This is a genomic window from Neomegalonema sp. (assembly GCF_028688855.1).
Taxonomy (GTDB): Bacteria; Pseudomonadota; Alphaproteobacteria; order Rhodobacterales; family Rhodobacteraceae; genus Neomegalonema.
This window is the reverse complement of sequence record NZ_JAQTXI010000026.1, coordinates 20230-40914: the sequence shown is the minus strand read 5'-3', so window position 1 is coordinate 40914 and position 20685 is coordinate 20230. Positions and strand designations below refer to the sequence as shown.

At 68.8% G+C, this 20685-nt stretch carries 16 protein-coding genes; 7 read left to right on the top strand and 9 right to left on the bottom strand.

All coding sequences use genetic code 11. From position 1 onward, the window contains the following. Positions 1 to 2: 2 nt before the first annotated feature. Complete coding sequence (gene gatC, locus PHN62_RS15390; protein WP_300152177.1) at positions 3 to 290, bottom strand: Asp-tRNA(Asn)/Glu-tRNA(Gln) amidotransferase subunit GatC; 288 nt, start codon at positions 288 to 290, stop codon at positions 3 to 5. 82 nt (positions 291 to 372) lie between these two features. After that, complete coding sequence (locus PHN62_RS15385) at positions 373 to 1200, bottom strand: sulfite exporter TauE/SafE family protein (protein ID WP_300152175.1); 828 nt, start codon at positions 1198 to 1200, stop codon at positions 373 to 375. Positions 1201 to 1712: 512 nt separating this feature from the next. Between PHN62_RS15385 and PHN62_RS15380 the strand changes: the two genes are divergently transcribed. Further along, entirely contained in the window at positions 1713 to 2711 is a 999-nt protein-coding gene (locus PHN62_RS15380; protein ID WP_300152173.1) for a serine protease, read from the top strand. Between the two features lie 7 nt (positions 2712 to 2718). On the opposite strand, the gene PHN62_RS15375 is transcribed toward PHN62_RS15380, so the two are convergent. Together PHN62_RS15375 and pepN are read right to left on the bottom strand one after the other, a co-directional pair. Beyond that, positions 2719 to 3252 (bottom strand): low molecular weight protein-tyrosine-phosphatase, encoded by a 534-nt coding sequence (locus PHN62_RS15375; protein WP_300152198.1) that lies wholly within the window; start codon positions 3250 to 3252, stop codon positions 2719 to 2721. 5 nt (positions 3253 to 3257) lie between these two features. After that, positions 3258 to 5918 carry an aminopeptidase N gene (gene pepN / locus PHN62_RS15370; protein WP_300152171.1) on the bottom strand — a complete coding sequence of 887 codons (2661 nt, stop codon included), beginning with the start codon at positions 5916 to 5918 and terminating at the stop codon, positions 3258 to 3260. 172 nt (positions 5919 to 6090) lie between these two features. Between pepN and PHN62_RS15365 the strand changes: the two genes are divergently transcribed. From PHN62_RS15365 to PHN62_RS15350, 4 genes are all read left to right on the top strand, one after another. Beyond that, on the top strand, positions 6091 to 6489 hold the full coding sequence (locus tag PHN62_RS15365) for a DoxX family protein (protein ID WP_300152169.1): 399 nt from the start codon (positions 6091 to 6093) through the stop codon (positions 6487 to 6489). Between the two features lie 339 nt (positions 6490 to 6828). Continuing rightward, positions 6829 to 7857, top strand: a complete 1029-nt coding sequence (locus PHN62_RS15360) for an ABC transporter substrate-binding protein (RefSeq protein ID WP_300152167.1) — start codon at positions 6829 to 6831, stop codon at positions 7855 to 7857. 109 nt (positions 7858 to 7966) lie between these two features. Beyond that, a complete protein-coding gene (locus PHN62_RS15355; protein ID WP_300152166.1) occupies positions 7967 to 8821 on the top strand; it encodes a proline/glycine betaine ABC transporter permease in 855 nt (284 codons plus the stop codon). 4 nt (positions 8822 to 8825) lie between these two features. Further along, positions 8826 to 10082 carry a glycine betaine/L-proline ABC transporter ATP-binding protein gene (locus tag PHN62_RS15350; protein ID WP_300152164.1) on the top strand — a complete coding sequence of 419 codons (1257 nt, stop codon included), beginning with the start codon at positions 8826 to 8828 and terminating at the stop codon, positions 10080 to 10082. Between the two features lie 36 nt (positions 10083 to 10118). Here PHN62_RS15350 and PHN62_RS15345 read toward each other — a convergent pair whose 3' ends face one another. Beyond that, positions 10119 to 11639 carry an aldehyde dehydrogenase family protein gene (locus PHN62_RS15345; RefSeq protein ID WP_300152162.1) on the bottom strand — a complete coding sequence of 507 codons (1521 nt, stop codon included), beginning with the start codon at positions 11637 to 11639 and terminating at the stop codon, positions 10119 to 10121. A gap of 150 nt (positions 11640 to 11789) precedes the next feature. On the opposite strand from PHN62_RS15345, the gene PHN62_RS15340 reads away from it, so the two are divergent. Beyond that, complete coding sequence (locus PHN62_RS15340) at positions 11790 to 13082, top strand: FAD-binding oxidoreductase (protein ID WP_300152160.1); 1293 nt, start codon at positions 11790 to 11792, stop codon at positions 13080 to 13082. A gap of 1 nt (position 13083) precedes the next feature. Here the strand turns inward: PHN62_RS15340 and PHN62_RS15335 are convergent, their stop codons facing one another. From PHN62_RS15335 to PHN62_RS15325, 3 genes are all read right to left on the bottom strand, one after another. Beyond that, the gene (locus PHN62_RS15335) at positions 13084 to 15111 is read right to left on the bottom strand and encodes a M3 family metallopeptidase (protein ID WP_300152158.1); all 2028 of its coding nucleotides are present in this window, start codon (positions 15109 to 15111) and stop codon (positions 13084 to 13086) included. A gap of 47 nt (positions 15112 to 15158) precedes the next feature. Then, complete coding sequence (locus PHN62_RS15330) at positions 15159 to 16118, bottom strand: hypothetical protein (protein WP_300152156.1); 960 nt, start codon at positions 16116 to 16118, stop codon at positions 15159 to 15161. 172 nt (positions 16119 to 16290) lie between these two features. Beyond that, the gene (locus PHN62_RS15325) at positions 16291 to 18204 is read right to left on the bottom strand and encodes a propionyl-CoA synthetase (RefSeq protein WP_300152154.1); all 1914 of its coding nucleotides are present in this window, start codon (positions 18202 to 18204) and stop codon (positions 16291 to 16293) included. A gap of 412 nt (positions 18205 to 18616) precedes the next feature. Here PHN62_RS15325 and PHN62_RS15320 point away from each other — a divergent pair, with 412 nt between their 5' ends. Then, the gene (locus tag PHN62_RS15320; protein ID WP_300152152.1) at positions 18617 to 19765 is read left to right on the top strand and encodes a CaiB/BaiF CoA-transferase family protein; all 1149 of its coding nucleotides are present in this window, start codon (positions 18617 to 18619) and stop codon (positions 19763 to 19765) included. A 40-nt stretch (positions 19766 to 19805) separates the two neighbouring features. Here PHN62_RS15320 and PHN62_RS15315 read toward each other — a convergent pair whose 3' ends face one another. Continuing rightward, positions 19806 to 20648, bottom strand: coding sequence for an ABC transporter ATP-binding protein (locus PHN62_RS15315; RefSeq protein WP_300152150.1), 843 nt, complete (start codon positions 20646 to 20648; stop codon positions 19806 to 19808). Positions 20649 to 20685 lie beyond the last annotated feature (37 nt).

Sequence of the window (20685 nt, the reverse complement as noted above, 5' to 3'; positions counted from 1 at the left end):
GCTCACTCCACCACTTTGGGCACGACGAAGAATCCCTCGCGGGAGTCCGGGGCGTTCATCAGGATCTTCTCCTGGATGTCTCCGTCGGTCACGAGGTCGGGGCGCTGACGGGCCTGGGTCACGTTGGGGGTGGTCAGGGGCTCGACGCCCTCCACATCCACCTCGGCGAGCTGTTCGATCCAGGTCAGGATTCCGTTCAGCTCGGCGGCCAGAGGCTCCAGCTCCTCGGTCTTCACGGCGATGCGCGCGAGCTTCGCGGCGCGGCGGACGTCTTCAGCGTCGACGGACATTCGGGGACTCCTTGCAGACACGCGCCTTTTAATCCCATCCGGACCCGATTTCCAAGCCCGGCCTCCAGCCTTCCGGCGGCGCTCAGCCCCAGAAGGCCTTGCGCAGCATGTTCAGCGCGATCAGCCCGAGAAACACCGCGAAGGTCCGCTTGAGCGGCTTGACGTCCAGCTTATGGGCCAGCCGCGCCCCATAGGGGGCCAGAAGCGCCGTCAGGGGCGTGATGAGCAGGAAGGCGGGAAGGTTCACATAGCCGAGGCTGTAGGGCGGACGGCCCGGCTCTCCCCAGCCGGTGAGGATGAACAGCAGCATCGAGGGCAGCGCGATGATGAAGCCGAATCCCGAAGCCGTGCCGATGGCCCGATGGATCGCCACGCCGTAGAGCGAGAGGATCGCCACGCCGAAGGCGCCTCCGCCGATGCCCATCAGCGCCGAGAGGAACCCGAGCCCCAGACCCCAGGCGGCGCGCGTCGGCCCTTGGGGCGGCGCCTCTCCGAGCCGGGTCTTCGGATTGCCGAGGCCCATCTGCGCCGAGGTCAGCAGGGCCAGGGAGCCGAAGACGATCATCAGCCCGCGCGTGTCGAGGCTCCCGGCGACGAGTCCGCCGAGCGCCGCGCCCGAGGCCACCCAGGGCGCCCAGGCCTTGAGCAGATCCCAGTCCACCGCGCCCTTGCCCGCATGGGTCCGCACGGAGCGCTGGGAGGTGAAGACGATGGTCGCCAGAGAGGTGCCCACCGCCACATGCATCAGATGGTCCTGCGGAAAGCCGAGCGCCGAGAACACGTAATAGAAGGCGGGCACCAGCACCGCGCCGCCCCCGATCCCGAGCAGCCCCGCGATCAGTCCGGCGAAGACTCCCACCGCCGCCAGAAGCGCGAACAGCGGCGCCAGAGTCGCAAGATCCATGGTCATTGTCCGCACCCCTTCGCAGTTGCGGGAAAGATCGGCCTCGCCGCGCGGATTGGCAAGCGAAAACCGCCCGCCTCCGGAGGGCCCGGAGGCAAGCCCCCGCCGAAGATCCCGGCCGAAGATCCCGGGCGAAACCCCGCCGGAATCCCCGCCGGAGACCTCCGCCGGAAGCTCCGGACTCCGGGCGCCTCCGCCCGCGCCGGAAGACAAGCGGAGGCGGCGCTCCTGAAGAGGAAATCCGGTCGGGATGGATCCTGCGGCGTCATCCGGTCGTCGTCATGAAATCAAAGACGAGATTTCCAGAACCCGGTGCGAATTTTGGCGAAATCTGGGCGAACTTCCCAGAAGTTCTCGGAAATTAACGGATTTCCGCATCTTCTTTGGCGTATTCCATAAAATTGGAATGATGTTCTCATGGTTTTACTTCGAAAAACTTCCGGCGTTCAGGTTCGTTTGAGAGTTTCGGCCCAAGCTCCGGACAAGACCTCGGGGGGAGGTCCCGCAAGGAGGGATCCATGTCGTTCAAGAAGGCTCTGGGCTTGGCCCTTGGCGCAAGCGTGCTGGCGACGAGCGCCGTTCAGGCTCAGTCCGCCGCGCCGCGCTCCAGCCTCACCGGGCTCAACGCCTACGCCTGCGGCGCGCCCAACACGGGCCTGCGCACCCAGGCGGGTTCTTCGGAGGTCGGCCAGCGCTACCGCCGCGACCGTCCCGAGCGCATCGGCGAACAGCGCGATCCGATGTTCCCCTGGATCGCCAAGCTCAACATCATCCATCGCGAGACCGCCAGCGCCGGAGGCGTCAGCACCGAGATGGTCAATTGCGGCGGCTCGATCATCGACTCGCGCTGGGTCCTGACCGCGGCCCATTGCGTCGCCGAGGGCGGCTGGTCGCGCATCGAGATCATCGCCGGATCCCACGACATCGAGGGCGGCGTGGTCATGCGCACCGCCGTGGACGCCGTCTGCCACGCCGGCGCCAACATCGGCACTCTGGACCACGACGTGGCCCTGATCCGCCTGAACGAGCCTCTGCCCCAGACCCTCGTCGACACCGCCGCCAAACTGCCGCCCCAGAGCGCCGACGTGGTGCGCGTGGGCGATCTGGCGCATGCGGCGGGCTGGCGCGTCTCGGGCCCGGTGGACCCGGCCCATACGCTGCGTCGCGCCGAGGTCAAGGTCACCGAGGTCGAGCCCCGCGGCTTCGTCACGGTCTCCTCGATCAACGGGGCTCTGCGGGGCATCTGCCGCGGCGAGAGCGGCGGTCCGCTGCTGACCCGCAAGAACGGCGTCGCCCTGACCATCGGCGTCTTCTCGGGCGTGGATCCGGGCGGCCGCGACGCCCGCAGCGGCGCGGCGCTCGGGCCCTGCTCGGCGCCGGGCTACAACATGTATTTCACGCCGGTCTCGCGCTATCGCGACTGGATCGACCAGGTGCGTCTGCACTGCGATTCCGATCCCGACAGCTGCCGCGCCCAGGGGCGCTATCAGGCCGCCGCCGAGCGCAACTTCCCGTAAGGAGAATTCAGGAGGTCTTTGGGGAGGAGGAGGCGCGACGCGGCCCGACCCTGCGGCGCGTCTCCTCCAGAAGACCGTCGGCCGCCGAGGCGCAGAGGTCGTAGACCTCGGCGAACCCCTCGGGGCCGCCGTGATAGGGATCCGGGACTTCGCGCGGCTTCGAGCGCGCGGAAGAAGAAGAGCCCGGGACGAAATCCAGGAACAACTTCAGCTCCGCCCTCGCGCTCGGCGGAGCCTTTTCTTTGAGATCGCGCAGATTGTCTTCGTCCATGGCGAGGATCAGGTCGAAATCCTGAAAATCCGCCGCCCGGACCTGACGCGCCCGCAAGCCGGAGAGATCGACGCCGCGCCGCGCGGCCTCGGCCTGAGTCCGCCGGTCGGGCGGATGTCCCGCGTGCCAGGCCGCCGTCCCCGCCGAATCCGCCTCGACGAGGCCCGAGAGCCCCGCCTCCCGGAGCTTGCGGCGAAAGACGCCCTCCGCCGTGGGCGAGCGGCAGATGTTCCCCAGACAGACGAACAGCACGCGAAACGCCGCATCCATGGCGCTCACCCCAGGATCTTGCCGAGAATCTCGTAGAGATTCTTCGAGGGCTTGCGTTCGGCGCGGAGCATGTCGTTCATGGCGGCGCGGGCCTGAGCCTGCCGCGTTTCGTCATAGCGCCGCCAGCTCTCGAATCCCTTGGCGATGCGGGCCGAGATCTGCGGATTGAGCAGATCCATCCGCCCGATCCAGTGGGCCGCGAAGCGGTATCCCGAGCCGTCGGCGGCGTGGAAGCGCCAGTGATTCGCCATGAAGCCGCCGATCAGCGCCCGGAAGCGGTTGGGCGTGCGCCATTCGAAATCCGGATGGCGCGTCAGGGCCTCCAGCCGCTCCACGAGATCGGCGCGCGGCGCCTGGGTCTGGCGCAGGAACCAGTCGTCGAGCAATTGCGGATCCTTGCGCCAGCGCTCGTGGAAGCGGGCGAGGGCGGCCTCCGCCTGGGGGGCGTCGGCGGCGACGAGGGCGCTCAGGGCGGCGGCTTCGTCGGTCATGTTGGCGGCGGACGCGAACTGACGGGCCGCGAGATCGCCGTCCAGACGGGCGAGATAGCCCAGAGCCGCGTTCTTCAGCGCCCGACGCCCCGCGCTGGCGGCGTCGGGGGAATAGGGCTCGGGAGCGGCGAACTCCGCGTAGGCCGCGCGCAGCGCGGGTTCGAGACGCCGCGCCAGAAGCCGCGTCAGATGGGCCTTCGCGGCGTGGATGGCGTCGGGATCGGCGGTTTCGCCGCGTCGGGCGGCTTCGGAAGCCATCTCCTCGGCGCCGGGCGTGGCGAGGAGCAGCGCCTTGTAGGCGGGTTCGAGCCGCGAATCGGCCAGAGCCGCCGCGAGCGCCTCGGCGTAATCCTCGCCGCCCGCCGGAGCCGCGCCCGATCGCGCCTCGCGGATCAGGCCGCGCAGGGTGGAGCGGGCGAAGTCGCGCCCCGCCTCCCAGCGGTTGAAGGGATCGGGATCATGGATCAGCAGAAAGGCGCGGTCGGCCGCCTCCGTCTCGCGCTCGACGATGACGGGGGCCGAGAAGTCGCGCAGGAAGGAGAGGACGGGCTTCTCGGCGATTCCCTCGAAGACGAAGACCTGCTCGGGCGCCGTGAGTTCGAGGATCCTGGTCTGATCCTCGCCTTCGCCGCCGATCTCCAGAGGCGCGCCGTTCGCCCCGAGCAGCCCCACCGCGAGGGGAACATGCAGAGGCTCCTTCTTCGGCTCGCCGGGCGTGGGCGGAACCTGCTGCGCCACGGTCAGGGCGTAGCGCCGGGCCTCGGGGTCGTAGGCTTCGGAGACCTTCAGACGCGGGGTTCCGGCCTGGGTCCACCAGCGGAAGAACTGTTTCAGGTCGCGGCCGGAAACCTCCTCGAAACAGGCGAGGAACTGCTCCAGGGTGGCGGCCTCGCCGTCATGGCGGCCGAGGTAGAGGTCCGTGGCCTTGCGGTAGAACTCCGGCCCGAGCAGCCGGTGGAGCATGCCCACGATCTCGGCGCCCTTCTCGTAGACGGTCGCCGTATAGAAATTGTTGATCTCCAGATAGCTCCGGGGCCTCGGCGGATGGGCGAGGGGTCCGGCGTCCTCGTCGAACTGCCGCCCGCGCAGGGCGATGACGTCGGCGATGCGGTGCACCGCCCGCGACCTCTGGTCCTGGGTGAACTTCTGGTCGCGGAAGACGGTCAGGCCTTCCTTCAGGGTCAGCTGGAACCAGTCGCGGCAGGTGACGCGGTCGCCGGTCCAGTTGTGGAAATACTCGTGCGCCACGATGGATTCGATGTTGACGTAAGTGGCGTCGGTGGCGGTCTCGGGGCTGGCGAGGACGTATTTCGAATTGAAGATGTTGAGGCCCTTGTTCTCCATGGCGCCCATGTTGAAGTCGTCCACGGCGACGATCATGAACAGCCCGAGATCATATTCGCAGCCATAGGCCTCTTCATCCCAGGTCATGGCGCGCTTGAGCGAATCCATGGCGTAGGCGCAGCGGTCCTCGTCGCCGGGGCGGACGTAGATCCTCAGATCCACCGGCTTCCCGGAGGCGGTCGTGAACCGATCCTCATGCGAGACGAGATTCCCCGCCACCAGAGCGAAGAGATAGCTCGGCTTGCGATGGGGATCGCGCCATTCGGCGAAATGGCGTCCCTCCGGCAGCTCGCCCCGCGCGACGGGATCGCCGTTCGAGAGCAGCACCGGACAGGAAGACCTCTCCGCCTCGATCCGCACCTCGTAGACGGCCATGACGTCGGGACGGTCGAGGAAATAGGTGATCTTGCGGAAGCCCTGGGCCTCGCACTGGGTGCAATACATGCCCTTCGACATGTAGAGCCCTTCGAGCGCCGCATTGGAGACCGGCGCGATCTCGGTGACGCATTCCCAGAGGAAGGCCCCCCCCTGAGGGATCAGCGCCGCCGGAACGGTCAGGCTCTCCTCGTCGAGGGCGAGGTTGGCGGCGGGCAGGGGGCGCCCGTCGAGCGAGGCCGCGAGCAGCCGGAGGCCGCGTCCGTCGAAGCGCAGATCCTGCGGGGCCTCCGCCGGAGCCGCCGGATTGCGCCGCATGGCCAGAGCCGCCGTCACGCGGGTCGCCTGAGGCTCCAGCTCGAAGGTCAGGCGGACCGTGTCGATCAGGTAGGGCGGCGGCGCGTAATCGGCGAGCAGGACCGGAGCGGGAGCGGGGGCGGAGTCGTCGGGGCGCATGGCGGCTTCCTCGGATGGGGGCCTTCGAGCCATAGCGCGGGCCGTCCGGAAAGGAAAGCGGCGGGCGCGGCTCGCGGCGCGATCACGAAGCGCGGAGCCGGGCTGTGCGGCGTCCGGGAAATCCGATAAGGAGACTCGGAAATTTCTCCTTGCCTTGAAATCAGGTGGCCTCATGAATGATCTCGTCCTGAAGCTGAACGGCTGGCGTCCTCAGGCCCTGAGCCTGCTGCGCATCATGTCCGGTCTGGTCTTCCTCGCCCATGGCACGGGGAAGCTGCTGGGCTTCCCCGCGATGGAGCGCGTCCCCGCGATGGGGAGCATGTCCTGGTTCGCGGGCGTGATCGAACTGGTCGCGGGCGCGCTGATCGCCGTCGGCTTCCTGACGCGGCCCGCCGCCTTCCTCGCTTCGGGGACGATGGCCTTCGCCTATTTCATCGCCCATGCGCCGCGCAGCGTCTATCCGCTGCTCAACGGCGGCGACGCGGCGATCCTCTATTGCTTCGTGTTCCTCTATTTCGTCTTCGCGGGCCCCGGCCCCTGGAGCGTCGACGCCGCGCGCGGCAAGGAATAAGTTTTTTCCGATAACATCTTGAATCCAAAAGATTTCCGCCGCGTCCCCGACGCGGCGGACTTCTTTTGCGCGCCAGGAGGTTTGACGAAGGCCGCTCCAGAGGTTACATGATGTCCATCATCCGGCGGCCCTTTTTCCGGGCGCCGCTTCGAGTCTTCTGCGCCGAGGCGTGCGGAAGGCTCCGGTTCTGGCCCTCCCCTTCGTCTTTTCGGAACGGGCGAGGCCGATTCGCTCGGGCGTCGGGTTCCGTCCGTCGTCCCACACTCAATGAGCGTCGGCGCCCGCAGGCGTCGGCTCTTGAGCTTCGCCGGAGTGCGGGGCGCAACGGAGTCTTGATCGATGCGATCCTTTCAAAAGGCCGGCGCGCGCGTCGTGCTGGGTTTTCTCGCCATTTCGGGCCTCTCGACGGGCCTTGCGCAGGCCGAAGCCTGCGAATTGAACCGCCCCATCGTCTTCGCGGGCCTGGACTGGGATTCCAACGCCGTCCACACCGAGATCGCCCGCTTCATCTTCGAAAAGGGCTACGGCTGCCGCACCGACGTCCTGCCGGGGACGACGGTTCCCCTGCTCAACGGCCAGCTGCGCGGCGACGTCGACGTGACCATGGAGATGTGGCGCGACAACGTGCGCGACATCTACGACCCTGCGATTGAAAAGGGCGAAGCCGTGGATCTCGGGGTGAATTTCCCCGACGCGATCCAGGGTTGGTTCGTGCCGGATTACCTCACCGCCGAGGGCGGCCCCGCCGAGGGTCTGAAGTCGGTGGAGGATCTGCCGCGCTTCAAGGAGGTCTTCCGTGATCCCGAGGAGCCCGGAAAGGGCCGCTTCTACAACGGCGTGCCCGGCTGGGGCGCCGAAGGCGTCTCGACGAAGAAGCTCCACGCCTATGGCCTGACCGCGGATTACGTGAATTTCCGTCCCGGTTCGGGCGCGGCGCTTTCGGGCGCCATCGAGGCGGCGGTCCTGCGCAAGCGGCCGATCGTCTTCTATTACTGGGGCCCGACCTGGCTGCTCGGCAAGCTGGGCGACCAGGTGACCATGCTGGAGGAGCCGCCCTTCGATCAGGCGGTCTGGGACGCCCTTCAGGCCGAAGAAGATCCCGAGAAGGTGGCCGCCGCCACGGCCTTCCCCGTGATCGAGGTGACGATCAGCGCCAATCCGGATTTCGTGAAGGCGGCGCCGCAGCTGGTCGAGTTCCTGCGCGCCTATGAGACCACCGGCCAGCAGGTCTCGAACCTGCTCGCCTGGATGCAGGAGACCGACGGCTCCGCCGAAGAGGCGGCGCTCCAGTTCCTGCGCGAGAACAAGGACCAGTGGCGCGCATGGACGCCCGAGGAGGTCGCGGCGCGGGTCGAGGCGGCGCTCTAGGAGCGCCTGTCCTCCCCTCGCCGGGACGCGACGCGGAGCAGGGTCCGGCCTGCTCCGCGCCGTCGTCCGTTCTTTCCTGTTTCTCCGAGCGCCTCGGAAGGATTCCTCCATGTTCGTCGATCTGGGCAAACCCATCGCGGATGGCGTCAACCAATTCGTCCGCCATCTGATCGTCAATTACGGGGACGGCTTCGAGGCCGTCTCCGGCTTCATTCTCAAGATCCTGCTGTTCATCGAGACGGGCTTGCGGGATCTGCATCCGGCGGTTCTGCTGGCGGTGGTCTTCGGCCTGGCCTGGGCGAGTTCGCGCCATCTGCTCATGGCGGCGGGGCTGACCTTCCTGATGTGGCTGATCGGCTGCTTCGGACTCTGGGAGCAGGCCATGCAGACTCTCGCCATCGTGCTGGTGGCGGTGCTGATCTCGGCGCTGATCGGCCTGCCGCTCGGGGTGCTGTCGGCGCGCTCGACGCGCTTCCGGGCCGTTCTGAGCCCCATCCTCGACCTCATGCAGACCATCCCGAGCTTCGTCTATCTCATTCCGGCGGCGATGCTTTTTGGTTTGGGCAAGGTGCCCGCCGTGCTGGCGACGGTGATCTACGCCGCGCCGCCGCTGATCCGTCTGACGGAGCTGGGCATTCGCCAGGTCAACGCCGAGGTGGTGGAAGCCTCGCGGGCCTTCGGCGCGACCCGCTGGCAGATGCTGCGCGGGGTGCAGTTGCCTCTGGCTCTGCCCTCGATCATGGCGGGGCTCAACCAGACCATGATGATGGCTCTGGCCATGGTGGTCATCGCCTCGATGATCGGGGCGCGGGGCGTGGGTGAAACGGTCCTGCTCGGGCTTCAGCGCAACGACGCCGGACGCGGATTGATCGGCGGCCTGGTCATCGTGATCCTCGCCATCGTGCTGGACCGCATCACGCAGAATTTCGGACGCCGGATGCAGATCCGCGGCGGGGAGGGCTGAGGCCATGAGCATGATCGAAGTCCGGAACGTCACGAAGATCTTCGGCGAGAACCCGGCCGAGGCCCTGCGCCTCCTCCGCGAGGGGGCGGCGAAGGACGAGATCCTCGCGAAGACCGGCTGCACGGTCGGCCTGCGCGACGTCTCGCTGGAGATCAAGCGCGGCGAGATCTTCGTGATCATGGGGTTGTCCGGCTCGGGCAAATCCACGCTGATCCGCCATTTCAACCGGCTGATCGACCCCACCGACGGCCAGATCCTCTTCGAGGGCGAGGACATCCTCAAATACGACGCCCGGCGTCTGGAGAAATTCCGCCGCGAGAAGCTCGGGATGGTGTTCCAGCGCTTCGGGCTCATGCCGCACCGGACGGTGCTGGAGAACGCCGCCTATGGCCTGAGCGTGCGGGGCGTGCCTCGCGCCGAACGCGAGGCCAAGGCCATGGAATGGCTCAAGACGGTGGGTCTGGAGGGCTTCGAGAAGCAATATCCGGGGCAGCTTTCGGGCGGCATGCAACAGCGCGTCGGGCTGGCGCGGGCTCTGGCCAACGACCCCGACGCCCTGCTGATGGACGAAGCCTTCTCGGCGCTGGATCCCCTGATCCGCGGCCAGATGCAGGACCAGCTCGTCGAGCTTCAGGCGCAGCTCAGGAAGACCATCGTCTTCATCACCCATGACCTCGACGAGGCCCTGCGCCTCGGCGACCGGATCGCGATCCTCAAGGACGGCGCGCTCGTGCAGGTCGGGACGCCCAACGAGATCCTGCTTGAGCCCGCCGACGACTACGTCCGGGCCTTCGTGCGGGATGTGAACCGCGCCAAGGTGCTGACCGTCGAGAAGCTGATGAAGCCTCCCGCGCATCGCATCGCGCATGACGACCTCGACCGGGCTCTGGCCGAGATGCGCAAGGCGGGCGAGACCTATGGCTTCGTCTACAGGAGCGGCGCCTTCCAGGGCGTTCTGACCGAGGCGGCGCTTCAGGTGGCCGTGGCGGAGGGCTCTTCGGCCAGCCCCTCGGAGCTGGCTCAGGAGCCGCCGCGCATCGAACACGGCTCGGCGCTGGCCGAGGCCCTGCCCATGGCCATGGGCACCGACCTGCCTCTGGCGGTGATGCAGGACGACCAGTTGCGCGGCTTCGTCCATCAGGAGCGGATCGGCGAGGTTCTGGCCATGGAGCCCGCCCCCGAACCGCCCGCCGAAGCCGGGCCTCCCCCCGCCGCCCGGGAGGCGCAGAAGCAGGCCGAGGACGCCAGGCCCGCCGCCTGATCGGGAAGGGGGCCTTGCGCGGCCCCCTCTCCCGGATCATTCGAGGTCGAAGACCACGCCCTGAGCCAGAGGCAGGGCGTCGGAGTAATTGATGGTGTTGGTGGCGCGGCGCATGTAGGCCTTCCAGGCGTCGGAGCCGGATTCGCGTCCGCCCCCGGTCTCCTTCTCGCCGCCGAAGGCGCCGCCGATCTCGGCGCCCGAAGTGCCGATGTTGACGTTGGCGATGCCGCAATCCGAGCCCGCCGCCGAGAGGAAACGCTCCGCCTCGCGCAGGTCCCGCGTGAAGATCGCCGAGGAAAGCCCCGCCGTCACGGCGTTCTGGGCGGCGACGGCCTCCTCAAGCTCCGCATAGCGCATGACGTAGAGGATCGGGGCGAAGGTCTCCTCCAGCACGGGGCCGAGCTGCCCGGGCATCTCCACGAGGGCCGGGCGCACATACCAGGCCGCTTCCGGCCCGACGGCCTCGCGCCCGCCGCCATGGACGATCCCGCCCGCCGCCTTCGCGGCCTCCAGAGCCTTGACCATGCCGTCATGAGCGGCCTTGTCGATCAGCGGCCCCACGAGGGCCTCCGTCGCGAGGGGATCGCCCACCGAAACCGAGGCGTAGGCTTTCTTCAGGCGCGGCACGAGGGCGTCGTAGACCGAGTCCTGCACGAAGAGCCGCCGCAGACTGGTGCAGCGCTGGCCCGCCGTGCCCATGGCGCCGAAGGCCACGGCGCGCAGAGTCATGTCGAGATCCGCCGTCGGCGCGACGATGGCCGCGTTATTGCCGCCCAGCTCCAGAATCGTGCGTCCGAAGCGCGCCGCGACCTTCGGCCCGACGATCCGGCCCATGCGGGTCGAGCCCGTGGCCGAGATCAGCGGAACGCCATGGCTCTCGACCAGGGCCGCCCCGATCTCCGGCCCGCCGATGAGGACCTGACTCAGATGCTCCGGAGCCGATCCGAAGCGCGCCAGAGCCTTCTCCAGCACGGCCTGAGAGGCGAGGGCGGTCAGGGGCGTCTTCTCCGAGGGCTTCCAGATCGCCGGATCGCCGCAGACCAGAGCCAGAGCCGCATTCCACGACCAGACCGCCACCGGGAAGTTGAAGGCCGAGATGATCCCCACCGGCCCCAGCGGATGCCATGTCTCCATCATGCGATGTCCGGGGCGTTCGCTGGCGATGGTCAGGCCGTAGAGCTGGCGCGAGAGGCCCACGGCGAAATCGCAGATGTCGATCATCTCCTGAACTTCGCCGAGGCCCTCGGAGCGGCTTTTCCCCGCCTCGATGGAGACCAGCGCCCCGAGATCCTCCTTGGCGGCGCGCAATTCCTCGCCGAGGAGGCGCACAAGCTCGCCCCGACGCGGCGCGGGGACTTCGCGCCAGATCCGGAAGGCCGCCTGCGCCCGCTCCACGGCCTGAGCGACCTGCGCGAGGGAATGGGGCGTCAGTCCGCCGACGACTTCGCCGGTCAGCGGCGAGCGGCTGTCCAGAGGCCCGCCCTGAAAGGCGGAGGCCGGGACTCCCAGTCGGGCGAGAATTCCGGCGGTCCGGGCGGCGAGAGGCGAGGGCGACATGGCGGGCCTTTCTTGCAAACAGGGAATCGCCGCCAGCTTAAACATGGAGACCCCCGCAAAGCCACCCCGTCCGGCTTGCGCGAAGCCTCTGGCGCGGCGCGGGAATCCGCGCGAGAAAGGGCGGATCCTCCTCCCTTTCCGGGTGCCGCCATGTCGCCGCTCACGCAAGATCCCCGCAGTCATGGACTCTGGGCGCGCAGCGCCCCGCCCGCGCCCGAGACGCCCTCTCTGGCCGGAGAGGCGCAGGTCGAGGCTCTGGTGATCGGCGCGGGCTATACGGGGCTTTCGGCGGCGCTGCATCTGGCCGAAGGCGGCATGCGGACCCTCGTTCTGGAGGCCGAAGAACCCGGCTTCGGCGGCGCCGGACGCAACGTCGGGCTGGTCAACGCGGGCATGTGGGTCATGCCGGAGGCGGTGCTCGAATCCTTCGGGCCGGAGCGCGGCGAGGCCCTGCTGGACCTGCTCGGCGCGGGGCCGGAGCGGGTCTTCCGCCTGATCGCGCGCCATGGCATCTCCTGCGAGGCGGTCCATGCGGGCACGCTCCATTGCGGCGTCGGGCGCAAGGGGATGGCCGAGCTTCAGGAGCGCGAACGCCAGTGGAAGGCGCGCGGCGCCGACGTCGAGCTTCTCGGCCGCGAGGCCGCCGCCGGATTGGTCGGCTCAGGCATTTACGAAGGCGCGCTTCTGGATCGCCGCGCCGGGACGATCCAGCCTCTGGCCTATGCGCGAGGTCTGGCGGGGGCGGCTCTGGCGGCGGGGGCGCGGATCTGCGGCGGCTCGCCCGCCCTTGAGGCCCGCCATGACGGCGAGGCTTGGATCGTCCGCACGCCGGGCGGCTCGGCGAGGGCGCCGCGCCTGATCCTCGCGACAGATGCTTACGGGCGCGATCTCTGGCCCGAGGCCGCCGGACAACAAACCCGCCTGCCTTACTTCAATTTCGCCACTGCGCCTTTGCCGGAGGCTCTGCGGGCGCAGATCTTGCCGCAGCGCCAAGGCGCCTGGGACACCAAGGAGGTTCTGACCTCCTTCCGCATGGACGCCGCCGGAAGGCTGGTGGTGGGGAGCGTCGGGGCGCTTCAGGGGATCGGCGCGCGGATTCACCGGGATTGGGCGCGTCGGGCCATGGCCGCCCTTCATCCCGACCTCGCGGAGATCCCTTTCGAGGCCGAATGGTTCGGCGTGATCGGCATGACCGACGACAGCCTGCCGCGTCTGCATCGGCTGGGGCCTCAGGCTCTGGCGATCTGCGGCTACAACGGACGCGGCATCGCGCCGGGCACGGTCTTCGGGGCGGCTCTGGCGGCGCATCTCCTCGGAGACCTGCCGCTCGAAGGGATTCCCCTGCCGGAGAAGCCCCTCGCGCAGGCGCCTTGCCGGGCCTTGCGCGAAGGGTGGTATGAACTCGGGGCGCAGATGCTCCACGCCGTCGAGAAGCGCCTCTGACTCAGGCCAGGCCGCGTTTCTTCATCATGGCCTCGGGGGCGGGCATGCGGCCCCGGAAGGCGGTGTAGAGCGCTTCGGGATCCCTGGAGCCGCCCGCCGCATAGATGTTCTCGCGCAGCTTCTTAGCCACCGTGGGGTTGAAGACGTCGCCCGTCTCGGAGAAGGCCTCGAAGGCGTCGGCGTCCAGCACTTCGGACCACATGTAGGAGTAATAGCCCGCCGAATAGCCCTCGCCCGAGAAGACATGCAGGAAATGCGGCGTGCGATGGCGCATGGCGATGGTCTCGGGCATCTTCAGGCGCTTCAGGGTCTCCGCCTCGAAGGCGGCGGGATCCTCGGGCGCTTCGGATTCGGCGTGATAGGCCATGTCCACCAGAGCCGAAGCCGCGAACTCCACCGTCGCGAAGCCCTGTCCGAAATTCCGCGCGGCGAGCATCTTCCCGAGCAGATCCTCCGGCAGAGGCTCGCCCGTGTCGTGGCGCAGGGCGTGGGCCTTCAGCACCTCGGGCGTGGTCAGCCAGTGCTCGTAGAGCTGCGAGGGCAGTTCGACGAAATCGCGCGACACCGAGGTTCCCGCGATGGAGGGCCAGCGGGTTTCGCTCAGCATCCCGTGCAGGGCGTGGCCGAATTCATGGAACAGCGTGCGGGCGTCGTCGATGGAGAGCAGCGCGGGCTTTCCGGCGGGAGGCTTCGCGAAATTGCAGATGTTGTAGATGATCGGCGTCGAGCCCGCCCCGAGGCTGAAGCCGGACTGCAGCGCGCTCATCCAGGCGCCGGAGCGCTTCGAGGGGCGGTTGAAGTAATCCCCGAGGAAGACCGCCCGATGGGAGCCGTCGGCGTTCGTGACCTCATAGGCCTTCACGTCGGGCGTCCAGCCCCGGACGTCCTTGCGCTCCTCGAAGCGCAGGCCGAAGAGCTTGCCCGCCACGTCGAAGGCGGCTTCGATGATCCGGTCGAGCTGGAGATAGGGCTTGAGCGCCGCTTCGTCGAAATCGAAGCGTTCGGCGCGGAGCTTCTCCTCGTAGAAGCGCCAGTCCCAGGCCGCGAAGGGATCGTTGGCCCCCGCCGCGCGGGCCAGACGCTCCATGTCGGCCTGATTCTCGGCGGCGCGGGCGCGGGCCTTCTCCCAGACGGGTTCGAGGAGGCCCAGCACCGCTTGCGGCGTCTTGGCCATGGTGTCGTCGAGCTTGAAGGCGGCGTAGCTCGGATAGCCGAGCAGCCGGGCCTTCTCGGCCCTCAGCGCGAGGGTGCGCTTCACGATGTCGGCGTTGCGGGCCTCTCCGCGGGCGATGAAGCCGCGCCAGGCCTTTTCGCGCAGATCGCGCCGCGTGGAGCTTTGCGAAAAGGGCTCGTAGATCGAGCGCGAGAGGGTCACGGCGAAGCGGCCTTTCTCGCCGCGGGCTTCGGCGGCTTCGGCCATGGCCTCCCTGAGCGCCTCGGGGATTCCGTCGAGATCGGCCTCGTCGAGGATCAGGGCCCATTCGGCTTCGTCGGCGAGGACGTTCTGTCCGAATTGCGCGCCGAGTCCCGCCGCCTCCTCGTTGATCGCCGCGAGCCGGGCCTTGTCGGCCGCGTCCAGCCGGGCGCCGGACCGGACGAAGCCTTTCCAGCTCTTCTCCAGCACGCGCAGGGTTTCGGAATCCAGCCCGAGGCTCTCGCGCTGCTGATAAAGCGCGTCGATGCGGGCGAAGAGCGCCGCGTTCATGGCGATGGCCGAGCCATGACGCGCCATTTTCGGCGAGATCTCGCGCTCCAGAGCCTGAAGCTCCGGATTGGTGTCGGCTCCGGCCTTGAGCCAGAAGACCGAGGAGACCCGGTCCAGAGCCTCGCCGGAGAGATCCAGAGCCTCCAGGGTGTTGGAGATGCTCGGCGGTTCGGGATTTTGCGCGATGGCCTCGACCTCTGCGGCGTGAGCCTGCATGGCGGCCTCGAAGACCGGAGCGAAATCCTTGTCGCGGATCGCGCCGAAATCCGGCAGGCCGAGCGGCCCGGTCCAGTGCGTCAGGGGAGAGAGGGCGAGATCGGTCATGGGAATCCTCAAGCGGTCGGGCGGAATCGGCGACTCCCTTCTAGCCGCTATTCCGTGAAAGGTCTGAGCCTTTTCAACAGGCCGCTCCAGGGGCGGGCCTCCGGCGCGGCGAGGAAGGTCCGGCGCAGCAGCGCCGCCGCAGGCTCGAGTTCGGCGTAGCGCAGCTTCAGCCGCAGCAGCGAGCCCGCCAGATCCGCGATCCGGCTTGCGGCTTCGGGCTCGGGGCGGCCCATGCTCTGGGCCCGGAGATGGGCGGCGGCCTCTTCGGCGGGCAGAGGGCTCAGCGCGGGGGCGATCCCCTCCCGACGCTCCAGAACGACCATCGCCGCCAGAGGCGCCCGCATCCCGAAGGGCGCGACTCCCGGCGCGGCGAGATGGGCGTAACGGTCGTCGCGGAATCCGCCATGCCGCGCCAGATGGGCCCTCAGCACCGCCCCGGCTCCGGCGGGCAGGGGCAGCCGCAGACGCGGCGCCGCGCCGAGCGCCAGCCCCTCGCCGCGCGGCGTCAGCGGCAGGACGTCGTCGCAGAAGATGCGCAGGTCAGGATCCGCCGAGAGCCGGGCGATGAGCGTGCTCTTGCCCGCCCTCTGCGGCCCGAGGAGCAGCGTCAGCCCGCCCGAGGCGAGGAAGGCCCCGCAATGCAGCCCGAGGAAGCCGGGGCGGCTCTCGTAGAAATCCTGCGCGAGATCGGCGATCAGCGCGCTGGCCGCGCTGGCGAGCGGCAGGCCGGTCAGGGGCCGGTCGAGGGCTCGGGAGGCGATTTCATAGCCGCCCGCGTCGGGCCGGGCCGTCGCGAGGGGCGCGTGGAAATCCTCGGGCCTGGCGGGCCTGAGGCCGGGCCGCCAGCCCTTGAGCGCCCGGGAGAGCCCCGCGACGATCTCCGGCGCCCGGATCAGCAGGATGGGCGCCGAAGCGCCGGGAAACAGCAGAGCGAGGCTCTCGGCCGCGCGCCGCGAGGCCTCGCCGAAGCTGGAGACGGCGGGCCGCCGTTCGGGAATCTCCTCCACGAAGCGCAGATCCTCCCTCTCCGGAGCCGCAGCGAACCCGACGCCTCCTCAGGCGCGGGGGCGAAAGCTCCATGAGACCCCCCGGAGGCCGGAGTGTCAACCGCGCGGCCCTGAAACAGGCGCGGCGGCCCCCTTCCGGAGGCCGCCGCATGGTTTTCACGTCCGGGAGGCCTCAGGCCTTGGCGCCGTCCGAGCGGTTCTTGCCGATGATCTCCTCGATCTCGCCGAGCACGGCGGGATCGTCGATGGCGGCGGGCATCTCCCAGGGGAGGCCGTCGGCGATCTTCTGCATGGTGCCGCGCAGCACCTTGCCCGAACGCGTCTTGGGCAGGCGGTTGACCGGCAGGGCCATGCGGAAGGCGGCGACGGGGCCGATCCTGTCGCGCACGAGCTTCACCAGCTCCTCCGCGACCTGCGCGGGCGGAGTGGTCACGCCGTTGTTCAGCACGAAGAAGCCCGCCGGAGACTGGCCCTTGAGCGCATCCTGAACGCCGATGACCGCGCATTCCGCGACCGCCGGATGGCTGGCGAGGACCTCCTCCATGGCGCCGGTCGAGAGGCGATGTCCCGCGACGTTGATGACGTCGTCGGTGCGGGCCATGATGAAGACGTAGCCGTCCTGATCGACGAGCCCCGCGTCCGAGGTGGCGTAGGAGCCGGGGAACTCGGCGAAATAGGCGCTCCTGTAGCGCTCTTCGGCGTTCCAGAGGGCCGGGAAGTTGCCCGGAGGCAGCGGCAGCCTGATCGTGACGTTGCCGAGGGTCCCGGGCTCGACCGGATGGCCCTCGTCGTTCAGCACCTCGATCCTGTAGCCCGGCAGCGGCACGCCCGAAGAGCCCGGCTTGATCGGCAGGACGCCGAGGCCCACCGGATTGCCGGTGATCGGCCAGCCGGTTTCGGTCTGCCACCAGTGGTCGACCACCGGCACGCCGAGCTTGTCCTGGGACCAGTGGATGGTCGCCGGATCGGAGCGTTCGCCCGCGAGGAAGAGCGCGCGCATCTTCGAGAGGTCGTATTTCCGGATGAACTCGCCTTCCGGATCCTCCTTGCGGATGGCGCGGATGGCGGTCGGGGCGGTGAAGAAGGTGGTGACGCCATGCTCGGCGACCACGCGCCAGAAGGCGCCGGCGTCCGGAGTGCCGACCGGCTTGCCCTCGTAGACGATGGTCGCGCAGCCGTGCAGCAGCGGGCCGTAGCAGATGTAGGAATGGCCGACCACCCAGCCCACGTCGGAAGCCGCCCAGAAGACTTCGCCCGGATTGGCGCCGTAATGGTTGCTCATGGTCCACTTGAGCGCGGTCATGTAGCCGCCGGTGTCGCGCACGACGCCCTTGGGCTGGCCGGTGGTGCCCGAGGTGTAGAGGATGTAGGAAGGATGCGAGGCCTCGACGGGCACGCATTCGGTGGTCTGTCCGGCGGCCTTCGCCGCGCCCACGACCTGGGCGTAATCGAGATCGCGGCCGGCGATCAGCTCGCAGGGATGGACCTCGCGCTGGAGGATCACGCAGGCCTCCGGTTTGGCCGTCGACATCTCGATGGCCTCGTCGAGCAGCGGCTTGTACTGCACGACGCGCTTGCCCTCGATGCCGCAGGAGGCCGAGATGATCGCCTTGGGCCTGGCGTCGTCGATGCGCACCGCGAGCTGCTTGGAGGCGAAGCCGCCGAAGACCACCGAATGGATCGCCCCGAGCCGCGCGCAGGCCAGCATGGCGAAGACCGCCTCGGGCACCATGGGCATGTAGATGACGACGCGGTCGCCCTTCTCGACGCCCTGCGCCCTCAGCACCGAGGCCAGCGCGCCGACTTCGGCCAGGGCCTCGGCGTAGGTGAATTTCGTGGTCTTGCCGGTGGCGGGGCTGTCGTGGATCACCGCGAGCTGATCGGCGCGTCCGTCGGCCACGTGACGGTCCAGCGCGTTATGGCAGAGATTGCAGAGCGCGCCTTCGAACCAGCGCCCCCAGACTCCGGCTTCCGGATCGAAGACCTTGTCCGCCGGACGGAACCAATCGATCTCCTCCGCGGCCTTCCCCCAGAAGCCGACCGGATCAGCTTGCCAATCTGCGTAGACCTGACCGTAACGAGACATGCTGATGCTCCTCCTTGGCGTCGACCATTTGAAATATCTTTGCGCGTGAAGCGAGTCGACTAACGTCGAAATAGCGGGCGGCGCGGCGCTGCGCAATAAAACAATCCACCCGGGATCCGGGAAGGCGCGAGTCCCCATCGAGTCCCGATTCCGGGCGGGGTTCCGGAGCCTTCCGCCGCCTCCCCGACGCGGATTCGACGCAGGATCCCGGCTCCATCCGCAGGAGGCGGGCCGCCGGAAGGCTTCCGGCGCGGCGGGGCGGCGGATTCGGGACGCCCTCCCGTCGGCGGAGGGAGAATCGCGGCTCCCGGAGGATCGGCGTCCTCCGCCCGGCGCGGCGCGGATTCCTGTCGCCTTCCGCCCGCCTTCCGGATTAGGCTCGGGGCGAGGACGGGCCAGGGCGGAGGGAAGGATGAACGGACCCTTGCAGGGCTTGCGGATCGTCGAGATGGTCGGGGTGGGGCCTGCGCCCTTCGCGGCCATGATGCTGGCCGACCACGGCGCCGAGGTGGCGCGCATCCATCCTCCGGAGGCCCGCCCCGAGATTCCTCTGATGGACACCCCTCACGACGTGACGGCGCGGGGTCGGCGCTCTCTGGCGGTGGACCTCAAGCGCCCCGAGGGCGTCGCCCTGCTCATGGCGCTGCTGGAGAAGGCGGACGGCCTGATCGAGGGCTTCCGCCCCGGCGTGATGGAGCGGCTCGGGCTGGGCCCCGACGAGGTTCAGGCGCGCAATCCGGCTCTGGTCTACGGGCGCATGACCGGATGGGGGCAGGAGGGCCCGCTCGCGCCTCTGGCGGGGCATGACCTGACCTATCTGGCGGTGAGCGGAGTTCTGGGGGCGCTCGGCCCTGCGGATTCGCCGCCGTCTCCGCCGCTGAATCTGGTCGCCGACATGGGCGGCGGCGGGATGATGCTGGCGTTCGGCATGGCGGCGGCCCTGCTCGACGCCCGGCGCACCGGCAAGGGCAGGCGCATCGACGCCGCCATGACGGAGGGGTCGGCCCTGCTGGCGGCGATGATCTGGGGCTTCCGCTCCGGAGGCGTCTGGCGGGACGAGCGTCAGGCCAATCTTCTCGACGGCGGGGCCTGGCATTACGGGGTCTATCTCTGCGCGGACGGGAGGCATCTGGCTCTGGCGCCCATCGAGGCGAAGTTCCGCCGCATCTTCCTGGAGCGCCTGGGGCTCGATCCGGCGGAGTTCCCCGAGGGCGACCGGCGGACATGGCCTGTCTTGCGGGCGAAGCTGGCGGCGCATCTGCTGACCCGTCCGCGCGACGCCTGGGCCGGGCTCTTCGCGGACAGCGACGCCTGCGCCGCGCCGGTTCTGGACTGGGCCGAGGCCGTGAGCCATCCGCATGCGGCGGCGCGCGGCTCCTTCATGGAGCTGGCGGGGGTGATCCAGCCCGTCCCGGCGCCGCGGATTTCGGGATCCGGAGATTTCGCCCCGCTTCCGCCGCCCCGTCCCGGAGAGCAGAGCCGCGAGATCCTGACGGACTGGGGCCTGGCGCCCGGACGGATCGAGGCGGCTTTCGCTTCGGGCGTGGTCCGCCAGGGCTAGAGCCCTGTCCGGCGGAGCCGGAAGGCGCCGCGTCGCGATCTCAGGAGAGCCAGCGCTTGCGGCGCTTGTAGCTCTTGATGTCGCGGAAGGACTTGCGGCCTTCTCCGCCCACGCCGAGATAGAACTCCTTGACGTCCTCGTTGTCGCGCAGATCGTCGGCGGTTCCGTCCATGACGATGCGGCCCGTCTCCATGATGTAGCCGTAGGAGGCGTATTTCAGGGCCATGTTGGTGTTCTGCTCGGCCACGAGGAAGGAGACGCCCTGCTTGCTGTTGAGATCCTTCACGATCTCGAAGATCTCGTCCACCACCTGGGGCGCGAGGCCCATCGAGGGCTCGTCGAGCAGGATCATGCTGGGACGGCTCATCATGGCGCGGCCGATGGCGCACATCTGCTGTTCGCCGCCCGAGGTGTAGCCCGCCATCGAGCCCTTGCGCTGACGCAGGCGCGGAAAATAATCATAGATCATCTCGAGGTCGTCCTTGACGGCCTTGGAGCCGTCGCGCCGGGTGAAGGCTCCGGTCAGGAGGTTCTCCTCGATGCTGAGATGGCCGAAGCAATGGCGGCCCTCCATCACCTGGATGCAGCCGCGCCGCACGAGGTCGTTGGGGCTGAGCCTGTCCACCCGCTCGCCCTTGAACTCGATGGAGCCCTTGGTGACCTCGCCGCGTTCGGCGTGGAGCAGGTTGGAGACGGCCTTGAGCGTGGTGGTCTTGCCTGCGCCGTTGGCGCCGAGGATCGCCACGATCCCGCCTCTGGGCACGGTCAGCGAGACGCCCTTGAGCACCAGGGCCACGCGGTCGTAGATGACTTCGATGTTGTTGACCTTGAGCGCGATCTCGGCGCTGACGTCGGCGGCGGCCTGCGGGGCGGCTTGGGACATGACGGCTTCCCTCCCTGGGGGGATGAAGGCGCCTTGG